Source organism: Bacteroides sp. 4_1_36 (assembly GCF_003466325.1).
GTDB lineage: Bacteria > Bacteroidota > Bacteroidia > Bacteroidales > Bacteroidaceae > Bacteroides > Bacteroides uniformis.
Genome location: NZ_QSOX01000002.1, coordinates 187,757 through 200,419 on the forward strand (window position 1 = coordinate 187,757; position 12,663 = coordinate 200,419).

The window sequence follows — 12,663 nt, forward strand, 5'->3', positions numbered from 1 at the left end:
TATGGGCAATATACTGAGCGGACTGGTGCTGGTGAACGGCACGGACATCTGGACGGAATACGGCGTGTTCCTGGTGGAAGACCGGCGCGGGGGCATGGAGAACCTGACGGCCATCCTGACCCCGAGCAAGGCCAAGAAGGATACGGCTGTGGACATACGGGAAGAGCACGGGGAAAAATACAGCCCCGTGCTGACCCCACGGAATGAAGCGCGTGACGTGACGCTGCATTTTGCGCTTTACAACAAGACCCAGGCAGGCTGGATGAAGCAGTACTTTGCCTTTGTGAATTTCCTGAAGCAAGGGAAGGACGGCTGGCTGGAGATCCGTTTCCCCCAGCTGGATCTGCAGCTGCGGGTGAAGTATGCCGACTGTACGAAGTTCACCCCGCTGACCTATCTGTGGACGGAAGGTGTGCATGCCGGAAAGTTCCGGGTAAAGTTCCGGGAACCGAAACCGATTATATAACCATTCAAACGCTATTAGAATATGCTTCTAACGATATATGATAAAGCCGGAACCAAGCGTGCGGATGTGGCCGTGAACGACAGCTCGACGCAAAGCAAGGAGGTTCAGGGAGACAATGTGCTTTCCCTGTCGTTCAGCTATTATGCCTTCCTGCCCCTGGACGTGAACGACTACACGGACTATCTGGGCGAACGGTACTGGCTGACAGAACGCTACACGCCGAAGCAGGTGAGCGATGGTGAATGGGAGTATAACCTGAAGCTGTACGGTATCGAGAGCCTGATCAAGCGGTTCCTGGTGCTGGAGACGACGGACGGGGACACCAACCCCCTGTTTACCCTGACGGCCACGCCCCGCGAGCATGTGGCGATGGTGGTGAAGGCTATCAATAACGGCATGGGCCACATTACTGACTGGAAGACGGGTACGGTGGAAGGTACGGAGCTGATCACGATAGACTACGAGGGGATGTACTGCGACGAAGCGCTGAAAGCCATCGCGGAAAAGGCAGGCGGCAAGGTGGAATGGTGGGTTGAGGGGCAGACTGTGAACGTGTGCCGCTGCGAACACGGGGAAGAAATCACCCTTGGCTATGGCAAGGGGCTGACCTCCCTGGAAAGAGATACGAGCAACACGGCCAAATTCTATACGCGCCTGTTCCCGGTAGGCTCGACCCGCAACATCGATGCGGAGAAATACGGCAGCCCGCGTCTGATGCTTCCCGGCGGCAGGAAGTACATCGAGCAGGGCGTGGAGGAATATGGCATCTATGACCATTACGAGCAGGATGCTTTCAGCGGCATCTTCCCCCGTCGGGTCGGTACGGTGAGCTCGGTTCGCAGCGAGGAGGTGGCAGACGATGAAGGAAACAAATTCACCGTCTATTATTTCCGGGACGGGGAACTGGACTTTGACCCCAACCTGTACGAGCTGGCGGGTGAGACAAAACGTGTGTCGTTCCAGACAGGCGACCTGGCCGGACTCGGGGAGAGTGACGACCACTATTTTGAGGTGAACTACGACAGCGCGGCACGTGAATTCGAACTGATCACCATCTGGCCCTACGATGACGACACCCAGCTGCCGGGCGGCAAGCTGGTGCCCCGAGCAGGCGACACCTATATCCTGTGGAATATCCGGATGCCGGATGAGTATTACCGGCTGGCCGAAGAGGAGTTTGCGGTTGCGGTGGACGAGTACAACCGGGACCACTGGCTGGACATTGCCGCCTACAAAGCCCCGACAGACCCGGTATACATCGAGGAGCACGGCATAGACCTGTTTGTGGGCAGACGGGTGAAGCTGGAGAGCCGGAAGTATTTCCCGGAAAAAGGCTACCGTCAGAGCCGTATCACCAAGATCAGCCGCAAGGTGAACGAACCCGGGCAGATGGACATCGAGATAAGCGATGCGCTGCAGGTGGGCAAGTTCGACAAGGTGACGGACAGCATCGGTGCGCTGAAAAGCTATACGAAATCAAAGACGGAAGGCGCTGCCCTTCCGGACATCATACGAAGCTGGGACAAGACGCTGCCCACGGACAACAACCTGTTTTCCGCCCGGCGCAGCCAGAAAGAGTTCCTGAGCAAGAACCAGCCGGACACAGCCAAAGAGTCCATCCGCTTCCTGAAGGGTGTGAGCTTTGGCGAGGCTGCTGGCGGCAAGCCCTGCGGCATCGTGGATGGTGAGGGCAATGCCGAATACTTGACTGCCGTGATCCGCGAACTGCTGCGCAGCACGGAGTTTGTGGACGGGCTGACCGGTGAGGGCTGGCAGCTGTGGATTGACCAGCTGACCGGACTGACAAACCTGACGGTGGACAAAGTGACTGCCCGGCAAAGCCTGGTGGCGCTGGAACTGCTGATCGAGAAGGTGCGCAGCGTGTGCGGCCAGCTGGTGGTGTCCGCTGCCAACGGCAAGATCAAGGACGTGGTGAAGCAGGGCGACAACTACCGCATCGTGTTTGAGCAGGAATCGGGCTTTGTGGCCCATGACCTGATGCGCTGTGCGGTTACGGGTGGTAAGAAACTAAAAGCATACTGGGTGGAGGTGGCTTCGGTGATAGCCGGCGGTGTGCTGGTCCCGGTAAGCGAGTTTGGCGGGGTGAAGCCGGAGGCAGGCGATGAGTGCGTGCTGATGGGCAACACCGAAAACCCGCTCCGGCAGAACCTTATATCCATTGCGGCCACGGAGGACGGGCAGCCCCGTATCGACATTCTGGACGGTGTGAAGGCCAAGAACTTCAACGGCTGCCTTCGTTGCCGGCTGGGTAAGCTGGACGGCATCAGGAGCAGCGCTTTCCCGGCAGACAAACAGCCGAAAGGAAACGGCCTGTATGCCGACAACGTGTGGCTGAAGGGTACGTTCGTGTTGATGACGGGCGAGGACATCCTGACGCGGTTTGAGATAACCGAGGGGAAAATCCATTCAGCCGTGGAAAGCTTGCGCAAGGAAATACGCGAAGAACAGAGTTATCTGGACAACAGCAGTTTTGCCGACGGCATGGACAAATGGAAGACGGGCAGCAAGGCTACGCTGTTCACCCTGGGCGGACGCTGGATCTGGGCGAACGGCGGTCCTTACGGTACGAAGCCGGACGGCCATGCCGAGATACGGACCGAAGGCAAGGTGCCTTATGCCTATATCCGGAACAGCTATATCATGCAGAAACTGGAGGACTTCCGGCTGGTACCGGAGTACCGGCAGACGAACAGCCAGGGCGAACGGGTGCCCGGCGTGGTGTATCTGTCGTTCAGCTACCGGGTTATCAAGGCCGGAAGGTTGAAAATAGAATTTGTGAACGCTGATAAGACCGGGTTTGAGAACTTCAACATGTTCGGCCATGAAGAGGACCTGCCCGTTGGCGGTGAGAAGATGTTCACGTTGGACGGACTTTGGAACGGCACTGGCGACTTCAAGCTGTCGTTTACGGGCGTGATTTACATTTCGCTGCTGGTGTTCAGCACCAACAAGGCGGACGCACTGGCCTATAAGTACCGTACACTGTTCGAACAGAGCGACCGGCTGGTAAAGATTTCAGCGGCGGTCTTCGACAAGGACGGTAATGCGCTGAAAGAGACCGGGCTTGTCATAAAGCCTGAAGGTTCCGGTCTGTATGCGCAGGACAATACAGGAAAGATTGCCCTTATCGGGGTGAGCGTGGAGGAAGAGGACGAGTACGGAAATACCGTGAGCAAAATCAAGCTGACAGCCGACCATATACAGCTGGAGGGACTGGTAACGGCCAACGGCAACTTCAAGATACTGGAAGACGGCAGCATTGAAACGACCAACGGTAAGTTTACCGGAGAGATAGACAGCAGCAAAGGGAAAATCGGCGGCTTTGAGATAGGGAACGGCCGTATCGGTTCTGTGGCCGACTCTCACGGGAGCGGTGGCGGTCTTGCCATTTATGATGATTTTTTCCGTGTCGGCGGCAGCAAAGGATATGTGATGTTCGGTGATGATGTGATACCGTCTTCTGCAGGAGGAGCTTTTACCGCTGTCGGTCGTATCGTGAACTCAGCCCCCAATATATACGGGAATTACGGCTTCGACCAAGCGAACTATGGATTGTTTATAGATGTTACCGGCGGTACGAAGAACTACGGTATCAGCAGCAATGCGGCATTACTTGCCCCGGCGTTTATCAATACGAAAGCCAAGCTGCTTACCTTCGGAAGTGGAAACTACACGGTGGATTTCTCACAACACAATATCATTTTGATGTATTACAATGAACCCAACTACAGTAAGGTAGAGGTTACGCTGCCGTCGGAAAGTTCTGTGGCATACAAGTTCGGCATGAGTTACTTGCCTACCGATTTTGCAGCCATTGTCACGTTCAGGGTCAGACCCGGTTCAAAGAATATCATACTAAAAGGTATCTATAACCACAATGAAGATTTGCAAAACTACGAGATGGCATCCGGGGACTCCGTAACGGTACTTATTACAAAAGCGGACGGATTCCGTTACCAGATATTGAATCATTCATCCTAAAAAACAGATATATATGAAAAAGTTAGATTTCAGGAATTTCAGCGTTCCCACCGGAATAACCCGTCAGACGAGGGAGGTTTTCGATGCACGTGAGCAGATAGCCGATTTGCTGTATACGCGTGTCAGTGGCATCAAGGCCCATCGGCTTGCGTTCAAGATTTTCGAGAGTACCGGCGAGACCGAGTTCAGCGAAGAGGAAACCGGGATGATACACATGGCGGTGGAACGCTATTGTCTTCCCAATGTGATAGATGCCCTGAACGAAATCCTGGGCGGGTCAGAAACCGATAAAAACGAATGAGTATGGCAGAAATGACACAAGAAGAACTGGTTCAGGAAGTGCTGGACCGTGTACTCCAGAGTTCTACCGGCGTGGAGGACTTGGAGACCGTCACCTCGCTGAGCGGTGTGAAATCACTGCCCGGGGAGAAGGACGGCAAGATGGTGAACGTCCCCCTGGAACTGATAGGGAAGCCTGCGAGCGATGCCGCCGCCCGTGCCGAGGCTGCCGCCAAGAAAGCGGAAGGAGCCGTAGCCGGACTGGAGGAAAAGACCCAGGCCGCCACGGAAGCGGCCACCAAGGCCAACGAAGCGGCAGCCAAGGCAGAAAACGCCGCTGCCAAGGTGGAACAGACTACGGCAGCAGCCATCGGCGGGGCTACCGCACGCTTTTCCTCATGGATGGAAACAGGCAACGTTTTACCTGACAAGAGTACCAAACCGGGCGGCAGCGTAGTGTATGTAGCGGATGCCGGGAAGTTCGCCTACCACATGGACTCCACCCTGTACGGGGACTGGGATGTGGCGGGTGTGCCTCCTGCCGGCATATTCATGAATGCGGACCGGACAGCCATCCTGCCGGACAAGCTCTACCTGCTGGGTGATGCCGTATATACCGGAACAGGCGGCAGCCTGAGACTGCTGGCCTACCGGCATGAGGTGATGAGCGGGGAAGCTTACGAGGCGCTGCAGGACAAGGATGCGAATACGCTGTATCTGATTTATGAGGAGGATTGACGATGATAACCATAGGCGGTAAGGAAATAACGGCTGCGTATGTGGGGAAACGTGCCCTGTCGGCAGTCTATGCCGGGGCAAGACTGGTGTGGTCTGCGATAAGCAGCTGTTTCGGACTTGGATACTGGAAAGGCGACGAGCCGTGGAACGGATCGGACGCATGGAACGGTAGCAGTAAAACTGATAAATGAATGATTATTATAAAAGGACAGTATTATGGCAAAAAGGAAAATAAGCGGAATCATCAACGCGACCGAGCATCCGATGAATCTTGAAACACCATGGAATCAGAAACAGCCGGACGGCACCTATCATGCCTATGCAGGCGATGACATCGAAGCGTTCCTGAAGAAGGAACTGTCAAACCGTACCCCTACCGAGGAACTGGTGAGCGGCGAGACGAAACCTCCTACATCCGGAACGGTGTTCGATGCGATGGTGGGTACGGTGACGGACGTGGATGTGCAGGACAGCGAGGACGGCACCCAGTACGTGATGACCGTCAAGCAGAAGGACGACCAGGGCGGCGAGAGCTCGAAGGAAGTGCGCTTTTCCAAGTACACGGACGATGACAAGGTGGTGGTGAACATCGACCTGACGGACAGCGGCGGTGCGGGACTTCCCGCCTCGCAGTATCTGGCACTGGGCAGCGGCTTTGTGGTGAAATACTCCGTAGGTGTGGGCACTGCCGGTGGCGGTACGGTGGACGGCTACAGCGACCTGAAAGCCCGTGTAATCGTGAAACGCGGTTCGACCGTCATCAGTGAGTTCCGGGATGCGGAGTTTGTGGGCGTTACAGCCGGACAGAGCTATACCTTTGACGCTTCGCCCTATCTGAAGGATGCCACTGCCTATACCGTACAGGTGGAAGCGCAGGCAACTTACCAGGACGGCACGCTGATGAAGACGGCCACGGCCAAGGTGACCATGGTGGCCATGGAGCTGGAGACCACCTACTCGGCGGGCAACGGGCTGGCCGACGGGGGATATAAAAATGACGTGAACATCCCCTTTACTGCCAAGGGCACGAGCGGTGAGAAGAACATCTACTACCGCGTGAACGGCGGACAGGCCTTTACCCTCGGTCTTTCGGCCGGCAGCGGTGTGCAGCAGAAGAACGTGACCATCCCCCTGACACAGATGCAGGAGGGTACGAACGTGGTGGAAGCCTACGCGCAGCATGAGAACTCCGGTGTGGTGAGCCGGGTGCATTACATTACGCTGCTGAAGGCAGGCGGAGGTGTGACAGCGTATGCCGGCCTGATGTTCAGCCACCGGGCAGCGGGGTTCCAGCGTGACTGGAAACACCCGGTGCTGGAGGCAGAGCAGTTCACGGCATGGAACTTCACGTATGCCGGCTATGACCGCGATGCGTACACGGCCCGTGTGAAAGTGACCGACCGGGGCAGCGTGGTGAAGGAAGACCTGCTGCAACGCGGTGAGACCGGCAGCTACGGACGGACGAACGTGAACGTGGAACCGTTGGACTACCGTGTGTCATGCGGCGATGCCGTGCTTGAGGTGCAGGTGAACACCACATCGCACCCGGACATTGAAGCCACGCTGGCACCGGATGCCGTGTGTACGTTTGACGCCTTCGGGCGAAGCAACACGGAAAACAACCCGGCAAGCTGGGTGAGCGGTGACAAGCGTATGGAGTTCCGGGACGTGCTGTGGAGCGTGAACGAATATGGTGCCGGTAGCGGCTGGCACAAGGACCGCCTGCTGCTGGCCGGTGGTGCAGGTATGACCCTGACCGCTGACGGCGGTTACCGCCCCTTCAACGAGGCGGACAAGCCCGAGGGATTTGCCATCCGTGACGTGGGCATGACGCTGGAGATAGAATACAGCACGGCCAACGTGACGGATACGGATGCCGAGCTGATCACCTGCCTGGGGCAGCTGGACAACGGCAACCGGTACGGGCTGATTGTGACTCCGGAAGAGGCCAAGTTCCTGACCGGTGTGGTGACCGAGGCGATGGATGCCGGACAGGTGCTGCGCTATGAAGACTCGGTGGGTACCAAGTTCCAGCCGGGTACGAATATCCGCATTACCTACGTGTTCTATCCGAACGTGCAGACCAACGAACAGCGCACGCTGATCGGTTTCTATGTGAACGGTGAAGAGTCGGCTGCTTCCAAGTGGCTCGACAAGGTGAATTTTGACATTCAGAGCCAGTTGGAATTTAAGTCGGCGGGTGCCGACCTGAACGTGAAGAGCGTGCGTATCTATAACAAGGCGCTGACCTCGGACGAGGTGCTGAACAACTACATCGTGGACCGCAACCACCTGGAGGATGCCGACGGGGAACCGGGCGTGCGCTCACTGGATGAGGACAACCGCGTGCTGAATGAAGGAGATACGGTGAGCATGGAGAAGCTGATGGGGCTGATGAAGAAGCGCCGGAACTCGATCCTGGTACTGATAGGCACGGGCAGCGTGGGCAGTGAGGTTCCGAGCGACAGCGACACGCTGAACGTGGTGGATGCACTGGCCCAGCTGAACGACAAGAAGGCCAACAAACTGGTAAGGGAGGTCCGTTTCTATAACGGAGAGGACAGGACGCTTGACTTTATCCTTACCAACGTATATGTCCGTATTCAGGGTACTTCTTCCGTGAACTATGCCAGAAAGAACTTCCGTTTCTACTTCCAGAAGACGGCAAGCGGCTGGACGGTTACATTGAGCTACGGGGAGATTGACGGAAACGGCAGGCAGAAGAATCCGGTGGTAACTACCGGCAAAAAAAATCTCTTCAAGTTACGCAGGAACTCGGTAGGCGCGAAGCTGGCATGTTCCAAATGCGACTTCTCGGACTCGTCCATGACCACCAATACCGGAGGTGCGAAGCTTATCAATGACGGACTGAAAGAGATGGGGCTGCTTACGCCTGCCCAGCGTTACGCCAAAGACCATGGGCTGAAGGACGATTACCGTTCGGCCATCGACGGCCTGCCGTGCGACCTGTTCGTAGCGAAGAGTGCCGACGAAGACCTGACCTATTACGGCCAGTACAACATGAACAACGAGAAGAGCGACAGCTACCCCATCTTCGGGCAGGATGAGACCATCGGCGGCGAGAAATGGGGCGAGGGCGACACGCTGAACTACCTGGAAGCCGACGAGGAAGGACACAAGCAGTACCTGCCCGTCTGCTTCGAGACGCTGAACAACTCCAATCCGCTGTGCCTGTTCCACTGGTTGCCGAGTACCGAACCGGAGCATAAGGATTTCATGGACTACAACTTTGACGGAGGACTGGAATTTAATCATCCGAAAGATACCTTCTGGTCGGACGGAGGCGGTGACGCGGAGGAAGAACCGAACCTGAAAGACCACCTCGGTACCGGTGACAAGTACGACAAGATGTACAAGGCCACCGACCGCATGATGAGTTTCGTCTACCGGTGCGTAAAGGAAACGCCTGCGGGCAGGAACATGGTTTACAGCACGGAATCCCATTCGTTCGAGGGGGTGGACTATGAGGACGACGGCGACAAGTTCCCTACCGCCAAGTGGCAGAGCGATACGTTCAGGAAAGAGGCATCGAAGTATTTCGACCTTCCCCACCTGATTGCCTACTATCTGTACGTGCAGTTCAACCTCGGCGTGGACCAGCTTGCGAAGAACATGCTTATCCGCACATGGGACGGTGTGAAATGGTTGATTGACTATTATGACGGCGACTGCCAGCTCGGTTCTGACAACAAGTCGTTCCTGACCGGGAAGTATGACGACAACCGCCAGACGAAGCGCGACGGGGCTTATGTGATGCAGGGTCATAACTCGTGGCTGTGGAACCTCATCGTGGCCAATTGCTGGGACATGATTGTGGAGATTATGGTGAGCGGATGGAACGGGGGCGCAAGCTTCATGAGTGCTTTCAGTATCCAGAAAGCCATTGACCATTTCGATACCGAACAGATGAAGAAGTGGTGCTCGCGCCTCTATAACAAGTCCGGCATCTTCAAATACATCTATCCGTTCCTGAACGAAATGCCGGTGGGTGCGGACGGAGCCAAACAGACCTATCCGCAAATCTACGGTCTGAAGGGTTCGTTGAAAGCACACCGAAACTACTTCATCCAACGCCGGTATGACCTGAAGCAGGTGGAGTACGGCTATGTATCCACGCTGGGTGCCCAGTTCTACCAGAGTACGGCATCGCTGGACAAGGCCTACACGCTGAAACCGATGCAGTACCGTCTGACCATTCCGTACCGTGTGCAGCTTTCCACCAGCAACGGCGTGCAGGCCGACAGCGGCGTGGTGGATGCGGACGTGCTCCACTCGTTGCAGCTGACCCGTGCCTTCGGTGAAAATGACCCGTTGAAGATCATCGGTGCGGCGAAAGTCAAGGAACTGGTTTGGCATGAGGATGCGTTCGCAATCGGCTTCAACTTCGGTCTGCTGACCTCACTGGTAAAACTCGACATGAGCGTGGAGAAAGCCAGCGGTTACCGGAATGGCTCGTTCATGGCTTCGACGAACGGCATGCTGCTTCTGGAAGAAGTGAACATGCGGAACAACCGGCTGGCCCGGAACGGGGACAACGGCAATGTGGCTACTTTGGACTTGAGCTGGCAGGGCCGCCTGAAGAAACTGGACGTGAGGGGTACGGGGCTGACCCGTGTGAAACTGGCCACCGGTGCGCCCGTTGTGCAGTTATGCCTGCCGGACACGATTGAGGAACTGTTCCTGGAATATCTGACCAAGCTGTCCGACAGTGGCCTGATACTGGAAGGCATCAATAATGTGCGGGGCTACCGCTACACCAACTGCCCCGGCATCGACGGGTTCGCTATGCTGGAACGCCTTCACCAGGCCAGACTGAACGGCAGCGGCAAGCTGGAACGCTTCGTGCTGGAGATAGACCGGGAAGACGACGGAACCCTGCTGAAGAAGTATTACGACTACGGAACGTATACGCAGACGGGTGCCGTGGATGACCGGCATTCGGGACTGAGGGGCAAGCTGACCCTGACGAAGTATCTGGCTGATGAGGAACTGGAGAAGTATGCCGCCCGTTATCCGGAACTGACCATCAAGCAGCCGCCCTATACGATGATTGAGTTTGACGACAGTGTGGCCGACGATGCCAATGTTTCGAACCTGGACAACAAGACGGGGTACAAATTCGGCAATACGTACAAAATGAGCGGGCATGTGAATGCCATCCTGTCCAAGCGCCACCGCGTATTGGCCAAGGTGACCAGGATGCCCACGAGCCGGAAGGTGGAGATAGCCGGGCAGCAGGTGGAAGTGAACAACCCGGACGGGGAGATGACCTATTTCCCCCTGCATGACGAAAGCTCGAACTTCTATGCCGATGCGGAGGATATGAACGATTGCACGGTGGCGAAGCTGGACGGCAGCGAGGGAGACTGGATGATGTATGAGCCGTTTTACTGGAGCAAAGGCATCAACGATTATTTGAACAACAAGAAGTACGCCTGCTACAGCAGTTATCCGGAGGACGAAATGCCCCCGATTCCAGATGCGACAGTACTGACACTGGATGCCATCAAGGAGACACAGGGCGGCTGGTTGGGTGAGCGGAAGATCATGAGCGGCAAGCCCACGCTGATGGAATCCTATACGACGGACAAGGCTTATTCCGTGTGCAAAGTGGACGTGTCGGGTTACAGACGTGTCCGCTTCCCGAGCGTTCCAGGAACAGGGCTTATCGGCAGTGTGTTTGCTGATGCGGAGGGAAACATCCTGAAGAGTATTGTGGTGCCGACCATCGGCTTGAAATTTGAAGCCGGCATGTATCTGATAGCAGACGTTCCGGAACGTGCTACAGCCCTGCATTTCTCCATTCTGAACACGGCAGAGTTTGACTGCGTGGTGCTGAGCAACAGCGACAAGATAGAGGACATGGAACCGGATTGGGTGGCCAATGAGGAACATCTGTGTGCCGTTGTGGGCAGTTCTGTAGTGGGCAGCAAGTTGCGTGCCTGCATAACCGGAGCTTCGACCACGGCAAGCATGACCTGGACGGACTTCCACTATTACAGCCAGCAGCGTGGCATGCAGCAGATAGATGCCCTGATGCACAGCCGCATCGCGAACCTGAGCTATGCAAAGTACGGGCGTAGGGACATGCAGGAACAATGCGGTGCCGGTCAGCATAACAATAACCGGACAACGGGTGGAACGGCCGACCATGGAATGACAGACACCATCGGCTATGACGAAGCGTATGTCATCAACAACAAAATCACGAATTCGCTGATTGACGGCTTGGTGCATCAGTATGCCTGGTATAAGAGCCGGGACGAATACGGACAGGCGACCGTGGTGCAGGTGAACAATATCTGCTGCCTGGGCTACGAGGACATCTACGGCAACAAGTATGACATGATGGACGGCGTGGATCTGCCGAATGACAGCGGCAACCAGGGCAAATGGCGCATCTGGATGCCTGACGGCAGTATCCGTATGGTACAGGGCAAGAAGGACAGCGGTCAGTGGATTACAGGCGTGGCGCACGGCAAGTATATGGACATGGTTCCGGTAGGTAATTTGAACGGATCATCTTCCACCTACTATACCGACATGTACTGGATAAGCACCGCTACAGTCCGTGTGGTCTATCGCGGGTGCAGCCATGCGAGTGCGAATGGCGGTGTGTCGGATGCGTTTGCGAGTTACGATGCTTCGAGTACGAGTGCGAATGTCGGCTCGCGTCTGGCCTTCCGCGGCAAAATCGTCCGGGCGCAAAGCGTGGCAGCGTACAAGGCGATACGCGAGGTGGCGTAAGCGCAAAGCGCCAAAGCGTGGAGCGAAGCGACTAAAACGAAAGAACGGGATTCGGATGGTTTCCGAATTCCATTTAAAAGGTATTCAAATACCGGCGAAGCCGGTCGAAAAAATAGAATTTTGAGGTATATGAAAAAGATTATCGCATTTTTAAAAATGAGTAACCGTTACAAGCATCTTATCGGTGGTTTGATGGTAGGTCTATTGGGATTTACTCCTTGGACGGCCTTTTATGCTGCGGCCATTGCAGCTTCCTGTCTGGAACTGAAAGATACTCTTCGGGGAAGTCCTTGGAACTGGATTGATTGGGGGCTCACCGTCGCGGGTGGCAGTATATCCGTTTTATTTTGGATGATAGTGTAATTCGTTTATCTGTTTTGCCTGTTAAATCAGTAACTTTGCAAGCGGTA

At 55.7% G+C, this 12,663-nt stretch carries 7 protein-coding genes; all 7 read left to right on the plus strand.

Features of this window, described 5'->3' with window-relative positions; translation table 11 throughout:
- Position 1: 1 nt before the first annotated feature.
- The 7 genes from DXD65_RS03675 to DXD65_RS03705 all read left to right on the plus strand — a co-directional run bounded on the left by DXD65_RS03675 (position 2) and on the right by DXD65_RS03705 (position 12,616).
- A complete protein-coding gene (locus tag DXD65_RS03675; protein ID WP_005798248.1) occupies positions 2-466 on the plus strand; it encodes a hypothetical protein in 465 nt (154 codons plus the stop codon).
- A gap of 21 nt (positions 467-487) precedes the next feature.
- Entirely contained in the window at positions 488-4,468 is a 3,981-nt protein-coding gene (locus tag DXD65_RS03680) for a hypothetical protein (protein ID WP_008673807.1), read from the plus strand.
- Between the two features lie 13 nt (positions 4,469-4,481).
- Positions 4,482-4,769: a hypothetical protein gene (locus DXD65_RS03685; protein WP_117887354.1), complete on the plus strand. Its 288-nt coding sequence runs from the start codon at positions 4,482-4,484 to the stop codon at positions 4,767-4,769.
- On the plus strand, positions 4,766-5,485 hold the full coding sequence (locus DXD65_RS03690) for a hypothetical protein (RefSeq protein ID WP_007571287.1): 720 nt from the start codon (positions 4,766-4,768) through the stop codon (positions 5,483-5,485). Before DXD65_RS03685 ends, DXD65_RS03690 begins: the two co-directional genes overlap by 4 nt.
- Positions 5,486-5,487: 2 nt before the next feature.
- Positions 5,488-5,676: a hypothetical protein gene (locus tag DXD65_RS03695; RefSeq protein ID WP_007562482.1), complete on the plus strand. Its 189-nt coding sequence runs from the start codon at positions 5,488-5,490 to the stop codon at positions 5,674-5,676.
- Positions 5,677-5,701: 25 nt separating this feature from the next.
- On the plus strand, positions 5,702-12,253 hold the full coding sequence (locus DXD65_RS03700) for a hypothetical protein (RefSeq protein ID WP_117887355.1): 6,552 nt from the start codon (positions 5,702-5,704) through the stop codon (positions 12,251-12,253).
- A 129-nt stretch (positions 12,254-12,382) separates the two neighbouring features.
- On the plus strand, positions 12,383-12,616 hold the full coding sequence (locus DXD65_RS03705) for a hypothetical protein (protein ID WP_117887356.1): 234 nt from the start codon (positions 12,383-12,385) through the stop codon (positions 12,614-12,616).
- The last annotated feature ends 47 nt before the right edge of the window (positions 12,617-12,663 follow it).